The organism is Streptomyces sp. NPDC093071 (assembly GCF_044754545.1).
GTDB lineage: Bacteria > Actinomycetota > Actinomycetes > Streptomycetales > Streptomycetaceae > Streptomyces.
Genome location: NZ_JBIVPH010000017.1, coordinates 1 through 21,351, shown reverse-complemented (window position 1 = coordinate 21,351; position 21,351 = coordinate 1). Strand labels below are relative to the sequence as shown.

Sequence of the window (21,351 nt, the reverse complement as noted above, 5' to 3'; positions counted from 1 at the left end):
ACCAGGAACTCCGCAACGGCTCTTCAGCGTTGCGGCACTAGGGTGATTAGCCCGTTTCGTGTTTGATTTGCGGTATATACATGCCTAACGTGCGAAAAAGCTTGAACACTTTCGTTCTGGCAATGTCTCCGAAGGGGAAGACGTGAACAAGGCGCAGCTCGTAGAAGCGATTGCCGACAAGATGGGCGGTCGCCAGCAGGCCGCCGAAGCCGTCGACCACGTGCTCGACGCCATCGTGCGTGCCGTGGTCGGTGGCGACCGGGTCTCCGTCACGGGTTTCGGCTCGTTCGAGAAGGTCGACCGGCCGGCCCGCTACGCCCGCAACCCGCAGACGGGTGAGCGGGTCCGCGTGAAGAAGACCTCCGTCCCCCGCTTCCGCGCCGGTCAGGGCTTCAAGGACCTGGTCAGCGGCTCGAAGAAGCTCCCCAAGGGCGGCGAGGTCTCCGTCAAGAAGGCCCCCAAGGGCAGCCTCACCGGCGGTGCCTCCGCGACGGTGAAGAAGGCCGCCGCCAAGAAGGCCACCACCGCCAAGAAGGCCGCCGCGAAGAAGGCGACCCCGGCGAAGAAGACCACCGCGGCCGTCGCGAAGAAGACGACCCCGGCCAAGAAGACCACCACGGCGGCCGCCAAGAAGGCGACCCCCGCCAAGAAGACCGCGACCACCGCCGCCGCCAAGAAGACCTCGGCGGCCGCGAAGAAGACCACCACGGCCGCCGCCAAGAAGGCGACCAAGGCCACGGTCAAGAAGACCGCGCCGGCCGCGAAGAAGGCCACGGCGACGAAGGCGCCCGCCAAGAAGACGACGGCGCGCAAGACCACCGCCAAGAAGACCGCCGCCAAGAAGTAGGACGTGCGGGAACGATCCGCCGGGCCGGGCTCCCCTCGGGGAGCCCGGCCCGCGGCGTGTCGTCAGGGAAGTCAGGGAAGTCCGGGGAGTCCGGGAACCCCCGGCGCCCTCAGAAGGTCTGGAGCGTCACGAGCGTGATCCGGGGCCCGGCCCCCGCGCCGCCCGGCTCCGTCTCGATCCGCACCCGCTGCCCCGGCCGCAGCAGCAGCAGCCCGCCCGCCTCGAAGGCCTCCGCCCCGAACTCCACCGGGGTGCCGTCGTCGAGCAGCACGCTGCCGCTGCGGGTCTCGGGGTCGTACATGTACGCGGTCGCCTGCATGGACCGCAGCCTATCCGGCCGCCGGCAGCCACCGGGCGGCCGTCCGCGGGCCCAGCCCCAGCTCCCGGGCCGCCGCCAGGTCCTCCCCGGTGTCCACGTCCCGGCGTACGGAATCCACCCCCGCGAGCCGGATTTCCACCGCCCCTGACGACAAATGCCGCAGCCTCGACGCGCCCCCGAATGCCGGTGCCAATTCCACCCCCGGAGCAGCCGAGAGGAATGTCGTACCGATTTCGGCGGCGTCCGCGAGAAATGCCCTCGGAAATGCCAGGGCCGCGTCCAGGACCCGGGCGAGGTCCGCCGGGCGCAGCGCGGGGAGGTCCGCGTTGAGCGCCGCCACGCGCGCGTGCGGCCGCCGGAGCCGCACGGTCCGCGCCCCGTGCGCGAGCGCCGCGTTGAGCCCCGCCGCCGGGAGGTCCGGCACGATCCGCGCGCCCAGCGCCGCCAGGGCCGCACCGGCCGCGGGGTCGTCGGTGACGACCACCGCCTCCCGCACCCGCGCACAGGCCAGCACCGCCCCCACGGTGTCCTCGGCGAACGCGAGCGCGAGCCGGGGACGCAGCCGCGCGCCCGCCGCCGCGGCCAGCCTGCTCTTCGCCAGGGCAAGGGGCTTCAGGGGTACGACGAGGGACCAGCCCTCGTCCGCATCGGTGTTCATCGCGGACCATTCTGTCCCGCCCGTGCGGCCCGCCGGAGGGACCGGGGCGTACGGTGTCACTCGACAGACCAGGAGCACGGGGCGACACTGACCCCCTGCCACCCAGTCCCGGAGAAAGGTGTCCGCGTGCCCCGCCGCAGAATCGGCTTCTGGTACCGCCTCGCGGCGGTCATCGCCAAACCCCCCCTGGTGGTTCTGTTCAAGCGGGACTGGCGCGGCACGGAGCACATCCCGGCCGACGGCGGGTTCATCACCGCGGTCAACCACAACTCCTACCTGGACCCGCTCTCCTACGCGCACTACCAGTACAACACCGGCCGCGTCCCGCGCTTCCTCGCCAAGGCCGCCCTCTTCAAGGGCTCCTTCGTCGGCACGATGCTGCGCGGCACCGGACAGATCCCCGTCTACCGCGAGACCACCGACGCGCTCGACGCCTTCCGCGCCGCCGTCGAGGCCATCGAGCGCGGCGAGTGCGTCGCCTTCTACCCCGAGGGCACCCTGACCCGCGACCCCGAGATGTGGCCCATGGCCGGCAAGACCGGCGCCGCCCGCGTCGCGCTGCTCACCAAGGCCCCCGTCATCCCGGTGGCCCAGTGGGGCGCGAACCTCGCGATGCCGCCGTACGCGAAGGAGAACAAGTTCCGGCTGTTCCCCCGCAAGACGCTGATCGTGCAGGCCGGTCCGCCGGTCGACCTCTCCCGCTTCCACGGCCTCGACCCCACGCCCGAGGTGCTCCGCGAGGCCACCGAGACCATCATGGCCGCCATCACCGCCCTCCTGGAGGAGGTCCGCGGCGAGAAGGCGCCCGACGAACCGTACGACCACCGCAGGGCCCGCCTGGAACAGCGGCGCAAGGCCGCGGAAGGGGGCACCAAGTGACCAAGGCAGCCGTCTTCGGCAACGGTTCCTGGGGCACCGCCTTCGCCATGGTGCTCGCCGACGCGGGCTGCGAGGTGAGCCTCTGGGGCCGCCGCGCGGAGCTCGCGAAGGAGATCAACGCCACCCGCGTCAACCCGGACTACCTGCCGGGGGTCGAACTCCCCGGGGCGGTCACGGCCACCGCCGACCCGGCCGAGGCCGCCGCCGGCGCCGACTTCACCGTCCTCGTCGTCCCCTCCCAGACCCTCCGCGGCAACCTCGCCGCCTGGACGCCGCTCCTCGCCCCCGACACGGTCCTCGTCTCCCTCATGAAGGGCGTCGAACTCGGCACCGCCAAGCGGATGAGCGAGGTCATCACCGAGGTCGCGGACGTCCCCGCCGAGCGCGTCGCCGTCCTCACCGGCCCCAACCTGGCCAAGGAGATCGCCGCCCGGCAGCCCGCCGCCGCCGTCGCCGCCTGCGTCGACGAGACGGTCGCCCGGCGGCTCCAGACCGCCTGCCTCACCCCGTACTTCCGGCCGTACACCAACACCGACGTGGTGGGCTGCGAGCTCGGCGGTGCCGTCAAGAACGTCATCGGCCTCGCCGTCGGCATCGCCAACGGCATGGGCCTCGGCGACAACTCCAAGGCCACCCTGATCACCCGCGGCCTCGCCGAGACCACCCGGCTCGGCCTCGCCATGGGCGCCGACCCGCTCACCTTCTCCGGCCTCGCGGGCCTCGGCGACCTCGTCGCCACCTGCTCCTCGCCGCTCTCCCGGAACAACACCTTCGGCACCAACCTCGGCCGCGGGATGACCCTCCAGGAGACCATCGCGGCCACCAAGCAGACCGCCGAGGGCGTCAAGTCCTGCGAGTCGGTGCTCGATCTCGGCCGCCGCCACGGCGTCGACATGCCCATCACCGAGACCGTCGTCTCCATCGTCCACGAGGGCAAGCCGCCCGTCGTCGCCCTCAAGGAGCTCATGTCGCGCTCGGCGAAGCCCGAACGCCGCTGAAGCCCGAACCCCGCTGAAGCCCGGACGCCGCCGAGCCCGGACGCCGCCGAGCCCGGACGACTCGGACGCGCGCGCGGCGGGGCGCTCAGGAGTTCGGGAACCGCAAGGTACCCTCATCGCGATATGAGCGAGAACACCCAGAGCCCCCGCAAGCCGCGCGTGGCCGTCGTCTTCGGCGGACGCAGCTCCGAGCACGCCATCTCCGTCGTCACGGCCGGCGCCGTCCTGAGCGCCATCGACCGGGACAAGTACGACGTGCTGCCCATCGGCATCACGACGGACGGGCGCTGGGCGCTCACCGCCGACGCCCCGGAGCGGATGGCCATCGCCGACCGCGCGCTGCCGAACGTCGCCGACCTGGCCGAGTCCGAGCAGGGCGGCGTCGTCCTCTCCGTCGACCCCGCCAACCGCGAGGTCGTCCTCGCCGAGCCCGGCGCCGTGCCGCGCGCCCTCGGCGAGGTCGACGTGGTCTTCCCCGTCCTCCACGGCCCGTACGGCGAGGACGGCACCCTCCAGGGCCTCCTGGAGCTCTCCGGCGTCCCCTACGTCGGCGCGGGCGTCCTCGCCTCCGCCGTCGGCCAGGACAAGGAGTACATGAAGCGGGTCTTCGTCTCCTTCGGCCTCCCGGTCGGCCCCTACGAGGTCGTCCGGCCGCGCGAGTGGGAGCAGAACCCGGCCGCCGCCCGCAAGAAGATCGTCGAGTTCGCCGCCGACCACGGCTGGCCGCTCTTCGTGAAGCCCGCCCGCGGCGGCTCGTCCGTGGGCATCACCAAGGTCGACGACCTCTCAGGCCTCGACGAGGCCGTCGAGGAGGCCCGCCGCCACGACCCCAAGGTCATCGTGGAGGCGCTGGTCCGCGGCCGCGAGATCGAGTGCGGCGTCCTGGAGTTCGAGGACGGCCCGCGCGCCAGCGTGCCGGCCGAGATCCCGCCCGTCACCGACCACGACTTCTACGACTTCGAGGCGAAGTACATCGACTCGGCCTCCGGCATCGTGCCCGCCCCCATCGGGGACGAGGCCACCGCCGAGATCCAGCGCCTGGCCGTCGCCGCCTACGAGGCCGTCTCCTGCGAGGGCCTGGTCCGCGCCGACTTCTTCCTCACCGAGGACGGCGACTTCGTCATCAACGAGATCAACACCATGCCGGGCTTCACGCCCATCTCCATGTACCCGCGCATGTGGCAGGAGAGCGGCGTGAGCTACCCCGAGCTGGTCGACCGGCTCCTCCAGGCCGCGCTGACCCGCTCCACGGGCCTGCGCTAGCGCGACGGCGTCCGGGGCCGGCCGCGAGCACGCGACCGGCCCCGGAAGGACGTCCGCGAGCACGCGGCCGGCCCCGGAAGGACGTCCGCCGGAAGGCCCCTAGGAGCACTCCGGTTCGAGCGCGCACGGGACCGTCTCCGCCACGGGGGCGGCGAGATCGGCGAGCGGTCCCGCGTCGTGCGCGTACCGCGCGTCGAGGCTCACCTCGATGTACGCCTCCCGGTACACCGAGGTGAACCGGGGCCCGGAACCCGCCGGCCGTTCGAGCAGCCAGCGCACGCCGTTCGCGGAGACGCCCTGCGCCTTCGCGTCGCTCATCTTTTCGGGCCGGGGGACCCCGCAGCGCAGTACGATCGCACCGTCACCCCACCCGGCGGTCAACTCGGAGCCGGGCTCCGGGTCACTCCGTTCCAGTCCCGCCACGGTGCCGGGCAGCTCCTTCGCCAGCGCCTGGCAGAGGGCGGCCTCCTCCGCCGGAGGGCTGGGGACCGCGACGGACGCCGAGGCGTCCGAAGGGGAACAGCCGGCGGACGCCAGCAGCAGCACGGCGGCCGCGACGGCGGCGGGCAGGCCGAAGGGCCGGTGGGAAGACGTCACCGGCCAAGCGTAGACGGGGGCTACAGATGAACGACCGGGCAGGTGAGGGTGCGCGTGATGCCGTCCACTTGCTGGACCTTGGCGACCACCATGCGGCCCAGCTCGTCGACCGTGTCCGCCTGCGCGCGCACGATCACGTCGTACGGACCGGTCACGTCCTCGGCCTGGATCACCCCCGGGATCTTGGAGATGGTGTCGGCGACGGTCGACGCCTTGCCCACCTCGGTCTGAATAAGGATGTACGCCTGTACCACGGAACCTCCAGGGCGGCCACGAGGATCTTGTGGGAGAAAGGGACGCCACGGTACCGCGTCGCCGCGGGCCGCGGGGAGACCCGCGCGTCCGGGGGCACCCGGGGCGTGGCGTACGCAGGACAGAAGTTGACGGTCTACTTGACGGTACCCAGCACGGTGACGGCCCGCGACCCGCGGCGCGCCCAGACGCGCCCCCGCCCGCCGGCCGGCACGAAGACACGAGGTGAGACGCGGTGAAGGGCACAGTCGGAGAGCTGGGCGAGTTCGGGCTCATCAGAGAGCTCACGTCCCGGCTCACCTCCACCCCGGCGGTACGGATCGGGCCCGGCGACGACGCCGCGGTCGTCTCCGCCCCCGACCGGCGCGTGGTGGCCAGCACGGACATCCTCCTCGAAGGACGTCACTTCCGCCGCGACTGGTCGACGGCGTACGACGTCGGCCGCAAGGCCGCCGCGCAGAACCTCGCCGACATCGCCGCCATGGGCGCGGTCCCCACCGCCCTCCTCCTCGGCCTCGTCGTCCCCGCCGAACTCCCCGTCACCTGGCCCACCGAACTCATGGACGGCCTGCGCGACGAATGTCAGGTCGCGGGCGCGGCCGTGGTCGGCGGCGACGTCGTGCGCGGCGACACGATCATGGTCTCCATCACCGCCCTGGGCGACCTGCGCAACCACGACCCGGTCACCCGGGGCGGCGCCCAGCCCGGTGACGTCGTCGCCTACACCGGCTGGCTCGGCTGGTCCGCCGCCGGATACGCGGTCCTCTCGCGCGGCTTCCGCTCCCCGCGCGCCTTCGTCGAGGCCCACCGCAGGCCCGAACCGCCGTACTACGCGGGCCCGGCCGCCGCCGGACTCGGCGCCACCGCCATGTGCGACGTCAGCGACGGCCTCATCGCCGACCTCGGCCACATCGCGGAGGCCAGCAAGGTCCGCATCGACCTGCGCTCCGGACTCATCGACATCCCCACCCAGATGAACGACATCGGCCAGGCCGTCGGCGTCGACCCCATGCAGTGGGTGCTCACCGGGGGAGAGGACCACGCCATCGTCGCCACCTTCCCGCCGGACGTGAAGCTCCCCGCCCGCTGGAAGGTCATCGGCGAGGTCCTCAACCCCTCGGCGCTGCCCCAGGTCACCGTGGACGGCGCGCCCTGGCACGCGGCCGGCGGCTGGGACCACTTCGGGGAGACGGAGTGAGGCCGCCGCTCGTCCTCACCGTCGCCGGGTCCGACTCCGGCGGCGGCGCGGGCATCCAGGCCGATCTGAAGACGATGCTGGCGCTCGGCGTCCACGGCATGAGCGTCCTCACCGCCGTCACCGCGCAGAACTCCCGGGGCGTCCAGGGCGTCTGGGAACTGCCCGTGGAGGCCGTGCGCGCCCAGTACCGGTCCGTCGTCGACGACATCGGCGTCCAGGCCGTGAAGACCGGGATGCTGGCCACCGCCCCGCTGGTGGAGACCGTCGCGGAACTCCTCGCGGACACCGGCGCGCCCGTGGTCGTCGACCCGGTCGGCGTCTCCAAGCACGGCGATCCGCTCCTCGCCGCGTCCGCGCTCGACGCCGTCCGCACGAAGCTGCTGCCCCGCGCCACCGTCGCCACGCCCAACCTGGACGAGGTGACGCAGCTCATGGGCGTGCACGTCGTGGACGAGAGCGACATGAGGACCGCCGCCGAGGGGATCCTGTCGTACGGGCCGGAGTGGGTCCTGATCAAGGGCGGGCACCTGCCCACGGGCCGGGAGGCCGTGGACCTGCTCACCGACGGCGAGGAGGAGCACTGGCTGCGCGCCCCGCGCCACGACAACCGGCACACCCACGGCACGGGCTGCACGCTCGCCTCGGCCATCGCCTCCGGGCTCGCCAAGGGCCTGACGGTGCCGGAGGCCGTACGGGGGGCCAAGGAGTACGTGACCGGGGCCATCGGCGCCGGGTTCGGCCTGGGGACGGGCATAGGCCCGGTCGACCACGGCTGGCGGTTCAGGGACTGAGCCGGTCCGGGGGTGCCACACGCCCCCGGACCTGTTCCCGGATCTGCTTCCGGGCATGGCAAAAGGCCGGTTCACCGAGGTGAACCGGCCTCTCAAGGCAACCGCAGGGGCTGCGCTACGACGGAACGTCGCGGTTAGCGCGAGACCTTGCCGGCCTTGATGCACGAGGTGCAGACGTTGAGCCGCTTCGGCGTCCGACCGACCACGGCACGCACGCGCTGGATGTTCGGGTTCCAGCGACGGGACGTACGGCGGTGCGAGTGCGAAATGTTGTTGCCGAAGCCCGGCCCCTTGCCGCAGACGTCGCAGTTGGCAGCCACGGGTCACTCCAAAGACTTCAGAATTACAGTGAAATCCGGCGCACCGGAATCAGGAGTCTGAAGTGGCTTGCCGGGGAACGGCCCGGACTGAACCGGGCAACCGAAGCAGCATACAACGACTGCCTCGGTGGAACGAAACTACCATGGTCTCCGCCGGCCTCGCCCCGGGCCCCGGTCACGCCCGGGACACCCCCGGTCTACCCTGCGGTGAGCTCACCGCCGAAGGAGGACCCCCCGTTGTCGCGAGCCCTTCAGCCTGACGAGGAGCTCGTCGAGCTCGACGCCGAAGCGGTCCGGACCTGGTGCGCGAGGGCCTTCGACGCCCTCGGACGGGAGCGCGAGGAGATCGACGCGATCAACGTCTACCCGGTCGCGGACGGGGACACCGGCACCAACCTCTACCTGACGGCGGAAGCCGCCCACCAGGCCGTCGAAGCCGTCTTCGCCGCCTCCGGCCCGGACACCGCCGAGACCGTACGGGCCATGGCCCACGGCGCCCTCCTCGGCGCCCGCGGCAACTCCGGGACCATCCTCTCCCAGCTCCTGCGCGGCATGGCGACCGTCCTCGCCGACGGACGCGACGGCGAGCACCTCGCCCGCGCCTTCGCCGAGGCCGCGCGCGCGGCCCGGCAGGCCGTCGCCCACCCCGTGGAGGGCACCATCCTCACCGTGGCGAGCGCCGCCGCCGAGGCGTGCGCGGCGGGCGGCACGCTCGTGGAGGTGGCCCGGGGCGCCTACGAGGGAGCCGCGACCGCCCTGGCGGCCACCTCGGGCCAGCTGGACGTCCTCGAACGCGCCGGGGTCGTGGACGCGGGCGGCCGGGGCCTGGTGGCCGTCCTCGGGGCCCTCCTGGAGACCGTCACCGGACAGACCCCCGACCACCCCGGGATCGCGCCGCTCCCGCCCGCCGCCCCCCGCGAGAAGTGCGCGGGCGAGGACGGCCCCGCCTACGAGGTGATCTACCTCCTGGAGGCCGACGACGCGGCCGTCGCGCTGCTGCGCTCCCGCCTCGACGCCCTGGGGGAGTCCCTGGTCGTCGTCGGCGGCGACGGGCTCTGGAACGTCCACGTGCACGTGGACGACGCGGGCGCCGCCGTCGAGGCCGGCGTCGAGGCCGGCCGGCCCCACCGCATCCGGATCACCCACTTCGCGTCCGACGCGACGCCCGCGCCGGGACGCGGCACCGCGCGAGGGACCGGGAGCGGGACCGGCGACCGGTACGGGACCGACGACGGGTACGGAACCGGCGACCGGTACGGGACCGATCACGGGTACGGGACCGGCGACGGGTACGCGTACGCGTGCGGCACCGGAGACGACGACGCGCGCGGGGAGCGCGCCGCGCGCGCGATCGTCGCCGTCGTCCCCGGCGAGGGCCTCGCCGGACTCTGCGCCGAGGCCGGCGCGACCACCGTCCGAGCCCGCCCCGGCGAACCCCCCGCCGAGGACGAGCTCGTCGAGGCCCTCCGCCGGGCGCACGCACGCGAGGTCGTCCTGCTGCCCAACGACACCGACCTGCGCGAGACCGCCGCCGCGGCCGCCGAACGCGTCAGGGCCGAGGGCGTCCGCGTCGCCCTCGTCCCCACCCGGGCCGCCGTCCAGGGCATCGCCGCCCTCGCCGTCCACGAACCCGGCCGGCGCTTCGACGAGGACGTCGTCGCCATGACGGCCGCCGCCGGAGCCACCCGCTACGCCGAACTCGCCGTCGCCGAGCACCGGTCCTTCACCTCGGCCGGCGTCTGCCAGGCCGGCGACGTCCTCGGCCTCATCGAGGGCGACGTCGCCGTCATCGGCCAGGACCTCACCGAGACCGCCCGCACCGTCCTGGACCGGATGCTCTCGGCGGGCGGCGAACTCGTCACCCTCGTCGTCGCCGACGACGCCCCGCCCGGCCTCGCCGCCGCCCTCGAACGCCACGTCCGGCGCGCCCACCTGGCCGTCGACACCACCACGTACCACGCGGGCGCGGAGGCCCCGCCGCTGCTCATCGGGGTGGAATAGGCCCCGGTTCCCGGGGTTGTCCACAGGCTTCGGCGCGGTTGTCGGTCTCGTGGTGTGCAATGGAACGCGTGCCCGCGCTCGACGAACCACTCAAGAAGTCCCTCGGCCCCGCCACCGCCAAGGTCATGGCCGAGGCGCTCGACCTGCACACGGTCGGGGACCTGCTGCACCACTACCCCCGCCGGTACGCCGAGCGGGGGGAGCTGACGACCCTCTCCGACCTGCCGCTCGACGAGCACGTCACGGTGGTCGCGCAGGTCGCCGACGCCCGCGTGCTGACCTTCAACGGCTCCAAGGGACGCGGCCAGCGCCTGGAAGTGACCATCACCGACGGCAGCGGCCGCCTCCAGCTGGTCTTCTTCGGCAAGGGGGTGCACAAGCCGCACAAGGACCTGCTGCCCGGCACCCGCGCGATGTTCGCCGGCAAGGTCTCGCTCTTCAACCGGCGCCTCCAGCTCGCCCACCCGTCGTACGAACTCCTGCGCGGCGACCGCGAGGAGGCCGTGGACGTCTGGGCCGGGGCCCTCATCCCGATCTACCCGGCCACCACCAAGCTGGAGTCCTGGAAGATCGCTAAGGCCGTCGACGCGGTCCTGCCGAGCGTCGCCGACGCCGCCGACCCGCTCCCGGACGCCCTGCGCGAGGGCCGGGGCCTCGCCGAACTGCCCGACGCCCTGCGGATGATCCACCGGCCCCGCACCAAGGCCGACATCGCCGCAGCCCGGGACCGGCTCAAGTGGGACGAGGCCTTCGTCCTCCAGGTCGCCCTCGCCCGCCGCCGGCACGCCGACACCCAACTGCCCGCCGTCCCCAGGAAACCCGCTCCCGACGGCATCCTCGACGCCTTCGACGCCAAACTCCCCTTCACCCTCACCGACGGCCAGAACAAGGTCTCCGCCGAGATCTTCGACGACCTCGCCACCGACCACCCCATGCACCGGCTCCTCCAGGGCGAGGTCGGATCGGGCAAGACCATGGTGGCCCTGCGCGCCATGCTCGCCGTCGTCGACTCCGGGGGACAGGCCGCGATGCTCGCGCCCACCGAGGTCCTCGCCCAGCAGCACCACCGCTCCGTCACCGAGATGATGGGCGAGCTGGCCGAGGGAGGGATGCTCGGCGGCGCGGACCGCGCCACCAAGGTCGTCCTGCTCACCGGCTCCATGGGCGCTGCCGCCCGCCGCCACGCCCTCCTCGACCTGGTCACCGGCGAGGCCGGGATCGTCATCGGCACGCACGCGCTGATCGAGGACAAGGTCAAGTTCCACGACCTCGGCCTGGTCGTCGTCGACGAGCAGCACCGCTTCGGCGTCGAGCAGCGCGACGCCCTGCGCGGCAAGGGCAAGCAGCCCCCGCACCTCCTCGTCATGACGGCGACGCCCATCCCGCGCACGGTCGCCATGACCGTCTTCGGCGACCTGGAGACCTCCGTCCTCGACCAGCTGCCCGCCGGCCGCTCTCCGATCGCCAGCCACGTCGTCCCCGCCGCCGACAAGCCGCACTTCCTCGCGCGCGCCTGGGAGCGGGTCCGCGAGGAGGTCGAGAACGGACACCAGGCGTACGTGGTCTGCCCCCGCATCGGGGACGAGGAGGACCAGAAGAAGGCCGGCGCCAAGGCCAAGTCCGCCGAAGGGGACGACGCCGAGAAGCGGCCCCCGCTCGCCGTCCTCGACGTCGCCGAGAAGCTCCGCGCCGGCCCCCTCGCCGGCCTGCGGATCGCCGTCCTGCACGGCCGGATGCACCCCGACGACAAGGACGACGTCATGCGCCGCTTCGCCGCCGGCGAGCTCGACGTCCTCGTCGCCACCACCGTCATCGAGGTCGGCGTCAACGTGCCCAACGCCACCGCCATGGTGATCATGGACGCGGACCGCTTCGGCGTCTCCCAGCTCCACCAGCTCCGCGGCCGGGTCGGCCGCGGCTCGGCCCCGGGCCTCTGCCTCCTCGTCACCGAGATGCCCGAGGCGAGCCCCGCCCGGCAGCGCCTCGGCGCCGTCGCCTCCACCCTCGACGGCTTCGAGCTCTCCCGCATCGACCTCGAACAGCGGCGCGAGGGCGACGTCCTCGGCCAGGCCCAGTCCGGCGTCCGCTCCTCCCTGCGGGTCCTCACCGTCATCGACGACGAGGAGGTCATCGCCGCCGCCCGCGAGGAGGCCACCGCCCTCGTCCTCGCCGACCCGGACCTGACCGCCCACCCGGGCCTGCGCACCGCCCTCGACGCCCTCCTCGACAAGGACCGGGAGGAGTACCTGGAGAAGGGCTGACCGCCCACCGGCCGCACCGCGGCCATATCCTGAGACGTACGCACTGGACGACGCAGGACGAGGACACCGATGACCCGCGTGATCGCCGGTACGGCCGGCGGCCGGCGCCTGGCCGTGCCGCCCGGCAACGGCACCCGCCCCACCTCCGACCGGGCGCGCGAGGGCCTCTTCTCCACCTGGGAGGCGCTCCTCGGCACCCTCGACGGGACCAGGGTCGCCGACCTGTACGCGGGCTCCGGCGCCGTCGGCCTGGAGGCGCTCTCCCGGGGCGCCGTCCACGCCCTCCTCGTCGAGGCCGACCCCCGCGCCGCGAAGACGATCCGGGACAACGTCCGCGCGATCGGCCTGCCGGGCGCGGAGCTCCGTACCGGCAAGGCCGAGCAGATCGTCACCGGACCGGCCCCCGCCGACCCGTACGACCTGGTCTTCCTCGACCCGCCGTACGCCGTCGAGGACGACGGCCTGCGGGAGATTCTCCTCACACTGCGCGCGGAGGGCTGGCTGAGCGAGGATGCGCTGGTCACCGTGGAGCGCAGCACCCGAGGCGGGGAGTTCGGCTGGCCGGCCGGGTTCGAGCCACTGCGGGCCCGTCGTTACGGCGAGGGAACGTTTTGGTACGGTCGCGCCGCCTCTACGTGCGAAGACGCACGATGACCGGACCGGAGAGCGAGGGACCCAAGTTGCGCCGCGCCGTCTGTCCGGGGTCATTCGACCCCATCACCAACGGACATCTCGACATCATCGCCCGCGCCTCCAAGCTGTACGACGTCGTACACGTGGCCGTGATGATCAACCAGTCGAAGAAAGGTCTCTTCACGGTCGACGAGCGGATCGAACTGATCCGCGAGGTCACCGCCGACTTCGGCAACGTCGAGGTGGAGTCCTTCCACGGCCTGCTCGTCGACTTCTGCAAGCAGCGCGACATCCCCGCCATCGTCAAGGGCCTGCGCGCGGTCAGCGACTTCGACTACGAGCTGCAGATGGCCCAGATGAACAACGGCCTCTCGGGCGTGGAGACCCTCTTCGTCCCCACCAACCCGACGTACAGCTTCCTCTCCTCCTCCCTGGTCAAGGAGGTCGCGGCCTGGGGCGGCGACGTCTCCCACCTGGTCCCGCCGCTGGTCCTCGGACGGCTGACCGAGCGGCTCGCGGAGAAGTGACGCGCGGCCACCGCCGCTGACGCTCCGTCACCTGGTGTCGGACGGGCGCCGACTGCCCTTACAGTCGTCCCGTCCTTCTCCAACCGGCTGTAGAGAGTGGCGAGCACCAGGTGGACGTGCAGAAGAAGCTCGACGAGATCGTGGCGACCGTGCAGGGCGCCCGCTCCATGCCCATGTCGGCATCCTGCGTGGTCAACCGCGCCGAGCTGCTCGCCCTGCTCGAAGAGGTGCGCCAGGCCCTGCCGGGCTCCCTCGCCCAGGCCCAGGAGCTGATCGGCGGCCGCGAGCAGATGGTCGAGCAGGCCCGCCAGGAGGCCGAGCGGATCATCGAGGCCGCCCACGCCGAGCGCGGCTCGATCGTCTCCGACACCCAGGTCGCCCGGGAGTCGCGGGAGGAGGCCGACCGGATCCTCTCCGAGGCCCGCCGCGAGTCCGAGGAGATCCGCGCCGAGGCCGACGACTACGTCGACTCCAAGCTGGCCAACTTCGAGGTCGTCCTCAACAAGACCATCGGCTCCGTCGACCGGGGCCGCGAGAAGCTCCTCGGCCGCGGCCCGGGGATCGGCCCGGACGGTTACGCCGACGAGGACGCCCCCGAGTACAGCGCCGACCCGCAGACGTTGATCCACCGGGCGGACGAGTACGTGGACGCCAAGCTGGGCGCCTTCGAGGCGGTCCTCAGCAAGACCCTGGAGGCCGTCGGGCGGGGCCGGCAGAAGCTGCACGGCCGGACCGCCACCGACGCCCTCGGCGAGCACATGGCCGCCCAGGACGGCCTCGGCGGCCCGGTCCACACCAGCGACGCCGACTACCTGGCCGGTCTCGCGGAGCTCTCCGACCCCGAGCCGGCCCCGATTCCGGCGCAGGCCCCGCCCCAGGCCCCGGCGCAGGTCCCGGCGCCGCCGCAGCAGCAGCCCGACCCGTACGGGTACCCGCAGCAGGACCCGTACGCGGCCTACCAGCAGGTCCAGCAGCCGGACCCCTACGCGTACCAGCAGCAGCCCGACCCGTACGGGTACCAGCAGCAGGACCCGTACGCCTACCAGCAGCCCGCCCCGCCGGCCCACCAGCCCCAGCAGGCTGCCGCGCTCGACGAGACCAGCTTCTTCGACACGAGCATGATCGACCTGGAACAGCTGCGCCGGTACGAGCAGCAGTACGACCAGGGGCAGCAGCAGTAGGAGCGGCGGCGGCAGCGGGGGACGGGGCGCGGTAAGGGGCGGACGGCCCGGATTGGGCCCTGGGCGAAGCGTCCAGTATCCTGGCTCTTCGGTCACGCGTATGCCCGTGACCCGTGCTGCCCGTGATCGGCAGCCCTACGAACCTTCCACGACGCAGAACGATCCGAAAGCAGGAAGAGCCCTGAGCACGCGCCTCGACCACCGCAACCCCCTCGTGTTCGACACGCACGAGCTGGGGCGGCGTCCTGGTGCCCTGCAGCGGCTCTCGCGATCGGTCGAGGCCCCCGCGGCCATGGGCGTCGAAGGAGTGATCGGAGTGCCCGAGGGCGCCCCGATCGACATCGATCTCCGTCTTGAGTCGGTCATGGAAGGGGTGCTTGTCACAGGCACCGCCCGTGCATCGGCCGAGGGGGAGTGCGTAAGGTGTCTGGAGCCCGTCGAGCTGGAGCTCGACGTGGACTTCCAGGAGATGTTCTCGTACCCCGACTCCGACGACCGGGGCCGCTCCAGGGCGGCCGCGGACGACGAAGCCGAGGACGACGAGGACATGATCCCCCTCGAGGACGGCATGTTCGACCTCGAACCCGTGCTGCGTGATGCGGTGGTGCTCGCACTGCCGATGCAGCCGGTGTGCCGGGAGGACTGTGCGGGTCTGTGTTCCGAGTGCGGAGCCAACCTGAACGAGAACCCGGACCACCACCACGACGCCGTCGACATCCGTTGGGCGGCACTGCAGGGACTCGCCGGTTCGCTGGGAACCGATGAGAAGGACAACATGAGCGGCAAAGCCTCTGACGGGGACGTCCGAAGCGCCGCCGAGAAGCAGGAGAAGTAGCCGTGGCTGTTCCGAAGCGGAAGATGTCGCGCAGCAACACGCGCCACCGCCGGTCGCAGTGGAAGGCTGCGGTCCCCACCCTGGTTTCGTGTGAGCGTTGCCAGGAGCCGAAGCTGCAGCACATCGCGTGCCCGAGCTGCGGCACCTACAACAAGCGCCAGGTCCTCTCGGTCTGATTGGGCTGGTGAGAGGCGCAATGTCTGAGTCCCGCAAGACGGACGACAAGACGGACCATGCCTCGTCCCACACGCTTCTGGAAGGGCGGCTCGGCTACAAGCTCGAGTCCGCCCTTCTGGTGCGTGCGCTGACCCACCGTTCGTACGCGTACGAGAACGGCGGTCTGCCCACCAACGAGCGGCTGGAGTTCCTCGGGGACTCCGTGCTCGGCCTGGTGGTCACCGACACGCTGTACCGCACCCACCCCGACCTGCCCGAGGGCCAGCTGGCCAAGCTGCGGGCCGCGGTGGTCAACTCTCGTGCGCTGGCGGACGTGGGACGCGGACTCGAACTCGGCTCCTTCATCCGGCTCGGCCGGGGCGAAGAGGGCACGGGCGGCCGGGACAAGGCGTCCATCCTCGCCGACACCCTCGAAGCGGTGATCGGCGCGGTCTATCTCGACCAGGGCCTCGACGCGGCGTCCGAGCTGGTGCACCGGCTCTTCGACCCGCTGATCGAGAAGTCCTCGAACCTCGGTGCCGGCCTGGACTGGAAGACCAGTCTCCAGGAGCTCACCGCGGCCGAGGGCCTGGGCGTTCCGGAGTACCTCGTCTCCGAGGAGGGCCCGGACCACGAGAAGACCTTCACCGCTGCCGCCCGCGTCGGTGGTGTCTCGTACGGCACCGGCACCGGCCGCAGCAAGAAGGAAGCGGAACAGCAGGCGGCGGAGTCCGCGTGGCGCGCTATCCGCGCGGCCGCGGACGAGCGGATCGCGGCGGCGAAGGCCGCGGCCGAGGCGGGAGCGGTCGCCGACCCCTCTCCTGCCAAGGACCGGGCCTCGGCCTGATCCTCCGTCCTGCCCGTTTCCTCGGCTTTCCGGGAACCCCGCCCCAGGGCGGGGTTCCCGTCTTTCCGCGTGCGGTCGGGACGGACGTAGGGTGGTTCCGGCCGCCGAACAAGCGCTGAGGAAATACCGAACGAGTCCGGAGGAACAGCCGTGCCCGAACTGCCCGAGGTCGAGGTCGTACGGCGCGGACTGGAGCGCTGGGTCGCCGGACGGACCGTGGCCGGGGTCGAGGTCCTGCACCCCCGGGCCGTACGGCGCCACCTGGCGGGCGGCGAGGACTTCGCGGCCCGGCTGGAGGGGCAGCGGTTCGAGGGCGTGCGGCGGCGCGGCAAGTACCTCTGGCTGCCGCTGGCCGACACCGGGACGGCCGTGCTCGGACACCTGGGCATGAGCGGCCAGCTGCTCGTCCAGCCGCACGACGCCCCCGACGAGAAGCACCTGCGCATCCGGGTCCGCTTCGCGCCGTCCGAAGGCGACGCCCTCACGGGCGCGGCCGGCACCGAACTCCGCTTCGTCGACCAGCGCACCTTCGGCGGGCTCTCGCTCCACGACCAGAGCCCCGACGGCCTCCCGGACGTCATCGCGCACATCGCCCGCGACCCGCTCGACCCCGAGTTCGACGACGCCGCCTTCCAGAGCGCGCTGCGCCTGCGCCGTACGACGATCAAGCGGGCGCTCCTGGACCAGTCCCTGATCAGCGGCGTCGGCAACATCTACGCGGACGAGGCGCTCTGGCGCTCGCGGCTGCACTACGACCGGCCGACCGCCACCCTGACCCGGCCGCGCTCGGCCGAACTCCTCGGACACGTCCGGGACGTGATGAACGCGGCGCTCGCCGTCGGCGGCACCAGCTTCGACAGCCTGTACGTGAACGTCAACGGCGAGTCCGGCTACTTCGACCGCTCGCTCGACGCCTACGGCCGCGAGGACGAGCCCTGCCGTCGCTGCGGCACCCCGATGCGCCGCCGCGCCTGGATGAACCGCTCCAGCTACTTCTGCCCGCGCTGCCAGCGCCCGCCCCGCGTCGTCACGGTGTGAACCGGGGTCCGGCGGGGGCTCAGTAGCCGAAGAAGTGACGTGGGGCCTCTCTGGCCTGGGACTTCCTGGGTGACCAACGCTGTGACCTGCGACTTAGTCGTCGGTGATTGTCAACGTTGGTCGCCTTCGGCTGCCCTCGGACGGCCCTGTCACGGCCCAGGTATCGTTCGGACCCTTCGCAGAGCCGGGTTTTCGGCGCTTCACCATTAGGGGAGAGACATGGCGCTGGGCCGCAAAGGGACGCGGCGCATTGTCGTCGGCGACACGACCTACCGCTGGCGGCTGCGACGCAGGCCGACCTACAGCCAAGGTCTCGGCTGGTCTCCATGCACGTACGCCGTGGAACATGCGGATCGTCCTGGGACGACCCTCGTCGTCACCACAGACCAAGTGCACCCTGGCAACTGGCTCGAAGCCCCGGGTGGCTCTGTCCTGCCCTCCGATGTCGCAGAGGCCATCACGTCCGCCCTACGGCTGGGCTGGGTGCCCACGCGAAGTGGTTCACCCTTCCAGCTCGATCGGTCCGCCGGCTTTTCTCCCCTGCTTTGAAGGCGCTGAAGGATCATCGGGTTACAAGGGAGGGAGGGTGTTCCCTGGCCTGACCTGCATGGTTGCAGCACTAGCTGCTCCACCGTGCAGCCCCTCTAGATGCTCTCCATTGCCCGTGAGTCTCCGCACGATCTGGCACTGATGCGGCACAGACCTGGCCAGCTAGCGTTCACCTGCACGCGGTCGGCTTCCAAATTCGATCACTCTGACAGCAAGACGCTGTGCGTCGTGCAGGGGAACAGCGTGCATCCTAGGTGACGCCTCGGGAGGTGTGAAGTACTGTGTGAAGCATGACAAGGAGCCAGTTGCAAGCACCCTTCGGTGACGAGCCGTGCGAGGACGTGCCGCTGTCAGTGGCTCCACTGGTGCGCGTGTTGGCACAGTTGCGCTTCGACCCACTGGCGGTACTGGACTCACCCAATTCTGCTTCTCTTTTTGCAGCGGAGATCGGCAAAGATTATCCGTATCTTGAAAAGGGTGCGGAATTCAATATGCTCATCACCCCGGGTCAAGTTTCGCCGCAAATGGGGCAAAATGCTGTCTGGCGATTTCGATCTCCAGATCGGAAAACCGTAGTTTCTCTCTCCAATGGCTCTCTTGCGCTAGAGACGAGCGTCTATGGCGGGCGCACCGAATTCTGCTCTGCCCTCTCCTCGATTTCTGCGGCATTGAAAAAGGTCGCCTACGTTCCCGCCTACACTCGCATCGGGTATCGGTACACCAATCGAGTTGTCGATCAAAAGGCACTGGCGAACCTTCCCTCACTCATCCGTCCTGAAATTCTTGGGATCTCCGGAGTTCAGCTAGACGGGCGGGCCGATCTCCAGCACTCTCTCGCTCAAGCCAGCTTCAAGATTGACGCCAGCAGAGGACTGCTGGCTCAGTGGGGAGAGATGCCTCCTGGTGGAACATTTGATCCCTCGCTATCTTCGTTTGAGCAGCGGAGTTGGGTCCTCGATTTGGATTCTTTCTACCAGAGCTCAGAGGTTAGTTCTGACCCCGAGGAGGTAAGGAGGCGCGCCGAGATGCTCTCTGAGTCTGCCTACCGATTTTTCCGGTGGGCAGTGACGGACGATTTTCTGTTGCACTTCGGGGGGGAGCTGTGACAATAATGCAGGATACGGCCGTAAATACGCTTCTTCAGATGCGTACCGAGTCGGAAGCTTCGCCACCGATTGTGCGGAGCTTTGACATGCTCGTGCATTCGAAGACGCGAGTTTGGGCTGCTGGCTTGGTATGTGCCGCGACGATTGCAACCTCCACATTTGTTGGCACTCCGACAGCAGACGCTGTTTCGCTAATTGAACACACAACGGCTCCAGTGCCTGCGGATCCAGTCGAAGTTGAATCGACTAAACTCCCCGAGGCTGATCGAGAGAAGTTGCCTCTCGAGATTGCCGAAGTGGTGAGGGTCATTCACGACGAGAGCGGCTTTACGTGGGAGCAACTAAGTCGGGCCTTTGGCGTTAGCCGTCGATCGATGCATTTGTGGGCATCGGGTGCACGGATCAATGCTCGGCACAGTGAGATGCTGATGCATTTTGCTGAACTGGTTCGTTCTGCTCCGGTAAAGTCCCCCGAGCAGGTGCGCTCCTGGTTCCACGCTTCGAAGCCTGGAGTCGGAAGCCCGCTAGAGGTCTTCCAGGCCCGGTACAGGAAGGGCACTACTCCTGTGCAGAGCGTTGGATATACTCCAAGCCAACTGCTCGGTACTGACTCTGACTGAACGTCAGGCTAGGGGGGCACATGGACGCATCTTCCGAGGGTGTGCCCGCAGAATTTCCCGGCGACGATGCCGGCCAAGAGGCTAAGGCTGAACCTGACTGGGCTGATCGCATCAAGGAGTACCGTCAGGGCGATGTCATTCGCGTGGTGAGCATTCCCCTGAAAGTCCAACCTGGTGTTGTTCAGTGGGTAGCTACCCCACATGGTGCAGCCCTAATTACCCAGACCTGCGATGTGGTTCTAAAGGATCGGCCGACAGTCCACTTGGCTCCAGTCCTGGAGCTTCCCCCCGTAGAGGCGAAGGCGAATCGCAATGGTCGACGCCCGAATCTCGTGCATCTGCCTGAGCTCGGTGACTGCTATTTTGCAGACCTGACTTATGTTGCCACAGTTTCAAAGTCGGTTATTGCCTCTGCTGAGCGCAAACCGGGTGTCGAAGCAATTGAAGCGGTGCGCAAGTTCGGGCAGCGAGTTGGCCGTCGATTTAGTCGGTTTGCATTCCCAGATGAAGTGGTTCCATGGCTCCGCCCATTGCAGGACCTAGTGGGAAGTAAGGTCACCAGAGAGGCCAGTCCAGTAGGCTGGGCACTAAGCAAGGTGGCGTCCCTAAGGCTGGAATGTGACGGAGAATGGGAAGTTGCTCCGTACCCACTAACTCTCTGCGTAGTATTGGAACCAGGGGTTCTTCCTCCCTTCCCTCCGAATGAAACTCCTGAGTGCTCCGAGCGGGTTAGCGCATGGCTTTATGGCTCAAATGGAGCCACCTTGATTCGCAGGCATAGCGAAATTTCGAAGCACCTTCAAGACGGCGAGCGAACCTCCCTGGATGCGGCTGATCGGTATTGGCTTTGGAGCGCGCTAGCTGATTCCTGGGCGGCAATGTGCATTCCTCCACAAGGCTCGACTACAGATATTCTGGAGGCAGTCGAAGGAGGCGCGGTGAGCTCTGAGATATTTTCCACGGAAGAGTATTCATTCGAACGCTATCGGCACTCCGAGGAAATCGATCTGGACCATCTTTCCTCTCCGCTGCCGTTGTGATTCGTCGACATTCGATGCTGGTTGGTGGATTTACGACGGGTAAGGTGATTGTGCCTGGAACGCACTGTTCAGCCCCAACGAAACCGGTACCGACGTGGTGTGACCACACCGGTCGGCACCACTTGGTGGCAGTAACTGATCCTCTCCCACCTATTCCCGGTGGTGCGGTCGTCTCACGCTTTCGTCATTCCTAACGGCAGGGGTACGGCGTCCGGCCCTACTCCGGCTTAGCAGTCGGCTGACCCTGCGTAAGAAGCCCCCTTCCTAGCTGCTAGCCGCCTTTTGATCGTCCGTCTTGGCTGCAGTCGGCGATGGTCTGGCAATGCACACCGCTGCCCTGACTCCCATCCCGTCTGCCGTCGACCCACACACCGTGGAGCAGGCGCGGTGCCGGGCGTCCAGGTGGAGCGCGCCACTGTACGAACGACCTGGACG

The 21,351-nt window shown here is 70.0% G+C and carries 23 protein-coding genes; 18 read left to right on the top strand and 5 right to left on the bottom strand.

The annotated features are described in order from the left end of the window. The first annotated feature begins 142 nt into the window (after window positions 1-142). Window positions 143-847, top strand: coding sequence for an HU family DNA-binding protein (locus ACIQD7_RS33740; protein WP_383409238.1), 705 nt, complete (start codon window positions 143-145; stop codon window positions 845-847). 109 nt (window positions 848-956) lie between these two features. Here ACIQD7_RS33740 and ACIQD7_RS33735 read toward each other — a convergent pair whose 3' ends face one another. Both ACIQD7_RS33735 and cofC read right to left on the bottom strand, forming a co-directional pair. Then, on the bottom strand, window positions 957-1,166 hold the full coding sequence (locus ACIQD7_RS33735) for a hypothetical protein (RefSeq protein ID WP_402447051.1): 210 nt from the start codon (window positions 1,164-1,166) through the stop codon (window positions 957-959). Window positions 1,167-1,176: 10 nt separating this feature from the next. Beyond that, on the bottom strand, window positions 1,177-1,824 hold the full coding sequence (cofC, locus tag ACIQD7_RS33730; protein WP_402447048.1) for a 2-phospho-L-lactate guanylyltransferase: 648 nt from the start codon (window positions 1,822-1,824) through the stop codon (window positions 1,177-1,179). Window positions 1,825-1,950: 126 nt separating this feature from the next. On the opposite strand from cofC, the gene ACIQD7_RS33725 reads away from it, so the two are divergent. From ACIQD7_RS33725 to ACIQD7_RS33715, 3 genes are all read left to right on the top strand, one after another. Further along, window positions 1,951-2,703 carry a 1-acyl-sn-glycerol-3-phosphate acyltransferase gene (locus tag ACIQD7_RS33725; protein ID WP_121832403.1) on the top strand — a complete coding sequence of 251 codons (753 nt, stop codon included), beginning with the start codon at window positions 1,951-1,953 and terminating at the stop codon, window positions 2,701-2,703. Beyond that, a complete protein-coding gene (locus ACIQD7_RS33720; protein WP_121832404.1) occupies window positions 2,700-3,701 on the top strand; it encodes an NAD(P)H-dependent glycerol-3-phosphate dehydrogenase in 1,002 nt (333 codons plus the stop codon). Before ACIQD7_RS33725 ends, ACIQD7_RS33720 begins: the two co-directional genes overlap by 4 nt. 123 nt (window positions 3,702-3,824) lie before the next feature. Further along, the gene (locus ACIQD7_RS33715) at window positions 3,825-4,964 is read left to right on the top strand and encodes a D-alanine--D-alanine ligase family protein (RefSeq protein ID WP_383409245.1); all 1,140 of its coding nucleotides are present in this window, start codon (window positions 3,825-3,827) and stop codon (window positions 4,962-4,964) included. 99 nt (window positions 4,965-5,063) lie between these two features. Here ACIQD7_RS33715 and ACIQD7_RS33710 read toward each other — a convergent pair whose 3' ends face one another. After that, entirely contained in the window at window positions 5,064-5,561 is a 498-nt protein-coding gene (locus tag ACIQD7_RS33710) for a DUF3515 domain-containing protein (RefSeq protein WP_402447045.1), read from the bottom strand. 20 nt (window positions 5,562-5,581) lie between these two features. After that, the gene (locus tag ACIQD7_RS33705) at window positions 5,582-5,815 is read right to left on the bottom strand and encodes an Lrp/AsnC family transcriptional regulator (RefSeq protein ID WP_017947604.1); all 234 of its coding nucleotides are present in this window, start codon (window positions 5,813-5,815) and stop codon (window positions 5,582-5,584) included. Between the two features lie 233 nt (window positions 5,816-6,048). Between ACIQD7_RS33705 and ACIQD7_RS33700 the strand changes: the two genes are divergently transcribed. Together ACIQD7_RS33700 and thiD are read left to right on the top strand one after the other, a co-directional pair. Further along, a complete protein-coding gene (locus tag ACIQD7_RS33700) occupies window positions 6,049-7,011 on the top strand; it encodes a thiamine-phosphate kinase (protein ID WP_402447043.1) in 963 nt (320 codons plus the stop codon). Continuing rightward, window positions 7,008-7,802, top strand: coding sequence for a bifunctional hydroxymethylpyrimidine kinase/phosphomethylpyrimidine kinase (gene thiD / locus ACIQD7_RS33695; protein ID WP_402447041.1), 795 nt, complete (start codon window positions 7,008-7,010; stop codon window positions 7,800-7,802). The genes ACIQD7_RS33700 and thiD overlap by 4 nt, the downstream gene beginning before the upstream one ends. Window positions 7,803-7,936: 134 nt before the next feature. On the opposite strand, the gene rpmB is transcribed toward thiD, so the two are convergent. Continuing rightward, on the bottom strand, window positions 7,937-8,122 hold the full coding sequence (gene rpmB / locus ACIQD7_RS33690) for a 50S ribosomal protein L28 (RefSeq protein WP_003957616.1): 186 nt from the start codon (window positions 8,120-8,122) through the stop codon (window positions 7,937-7,939). A 237-nt stretch (window positions 8,123-8,359) separates the two neighbouring features. Here rpmB and ACIQD7_RS33685 point away from each other — a divergent pair, with 237 nt between their 5' ends. The 12 genes from ACIQD7_RS33685 (at window position 8,360) to ACIQD7_RS33630 (ending at window position 20,916) form a co-directional block, all read left to right on the top strand. Continuing rightward, window positions 8,360-10,123 (top strand): DAK2 domain-containing protein, encoded by a 1,764-nt coding sequence (locus ACIQD7_RS33685; RefSeq protein WP_402447038.1) that lies wholly within the window; start codon window positions 8,360-8,362, stop codon window positions 10,121-10,123. A 59-nt stretch (window positions 10,124-10,182) separates the two neighbouring features. Further along, entirely contained in the window at window positions 10,183-12,384 is a 2,202-nt protein-coding gene (gene recG, locus ACIQD7_RS33680) for an ATP-dependent DNA helicase RecG (protein WP_121832408.1), read from the top strand. Between the two features lie 69 nt (window positions 12,385-12,453). Beyond that, on the top strand, window positions 12,454-13,038 hold the full coding sequence (rsmD, locus tag ACIQD7_RS33675) for a 16S rRNA (guanine(966)-N(2))-methyltransferase RsmD (protein ID WP_402447035.1): 585 nt from the start codon (window positions 12,454-12,456) through the stop codon (window positions 13,036-13,038). Window positions 13,039-13,064: 26 nt separating this feature from the next. Next, on the top strand, window positions 13,065-13,544 hold the full coding sequence (gene coaD, locus ACIQD7_RS33670) for a pantetheine-phosphate adenylyltransferase (RefSeq protein WP_199837039.1): 480 nt from the start codon (window positions 13,065-13,067) through the stop codon (window positions 13,542-13,544). Window positions 13,545-13,654: 110 nt separating this feature from the next. Further along, a complete protein-coding gene (locus ACIQD7_RS33665; protein WP_402447031.1) occupies window positions 13,655-14,725 on the top strand; it encodes a cell division initiation protein in 1,071 nt (356 codons plus the stop codon). Between the two features lie 100 nt (window positions 14,726-14,825). After that, window positions 14,826-15,560, top strand: coding sequence for a YceD family protein (locus ACIQD7_RS33660; protein WP_402447029.1), 735 nt, complete (start codon window positions 14,826-14,828; stop codon window positions 15,558-15,560). Between the two features lie 2 nt (window positions 15,561-15,562). After that, the gene (gene rpmF / locus ACIQD7_RS33655; protein ID WP_015036448.1) at window positions 15,563-15,736 is read left to right on the top strand and encodes a 50S ribosomal protein L32; all 174 of its coding nucleotides are present in this window, start codon (window positions 15,563-15,565) and stop codon (window positions 15,734-15,736) included. Window positions 15,737-15,756: 20 nt separating this feature from the next. Next, window positions 15,757-16,563 (top strand): ribonuclease III, encoded by an 807-nt coding sequence (gene rnc, locus ACIQD7_RS33650; protein ID WP_121832412.1) that lies wholly within the window; start codon window positions 15,757-15,759, stop codon window positions 16,561-16,563. 150 nt (window positions 16,564-16,713) lie between these two features. Then, window positions 16,714-17,601 (top strand): bifunctional DNA-formamidopyrimidine glycosylase/DNA-(apurinic or apyrimidinic site) lyase, encoded by an 888-nt coding sequence (gene mutM / locus ACIQD7_RS33645; RefSeq protein ID WP_391164683.1) that lies wholly within the window; start codon window positions 16,714-16,716, stop codon window positions 17,599-17,601. Window positions 17,602-17,820: 219 nt separating this feature from the next. Continuing rightward, window positions 17,821-18,150 carry a hypothetical protein gene (locus ACIQD7_RS33640; RefSeq protein ID WP_391754793.1) on the top strand — a complete coding sequence of 110 codons (330 nt, stop codon included), beginning with the start codon at window positions 17,821-17,823 and terminating at the stop codon, window positions 18,148-18,150. 290 nt (window positions 18,151-18,440) lie between these two features. Then, the gene (locus tag ACIQD7_RS33635; RefSeq protein WP_402447025.1) at window positions 18,441-19,256 is read left to right on the top strand and encodes a TIGR04255 family protein; all 816 of its coding nucleotides are present in this window, start codon (window positions 18,441-18,443) and stop codon (window positions 19,254-19,256) included. A 640-nt stretch (window positions 19,257-19,896) separates the two neighbouring features. Further along, complete coding sequence (locus ACIQD7_RS33630) at window positions 19,897-20,916, top strand: hypothetical protein (protein ID WP_402447022.1); 1,020 nt, start codon at window positions 19,897-19,899, stop codon at window positions 20,914-20,916. Window positions 20,917-21,351: the final 435 nt, after the last annotated feature.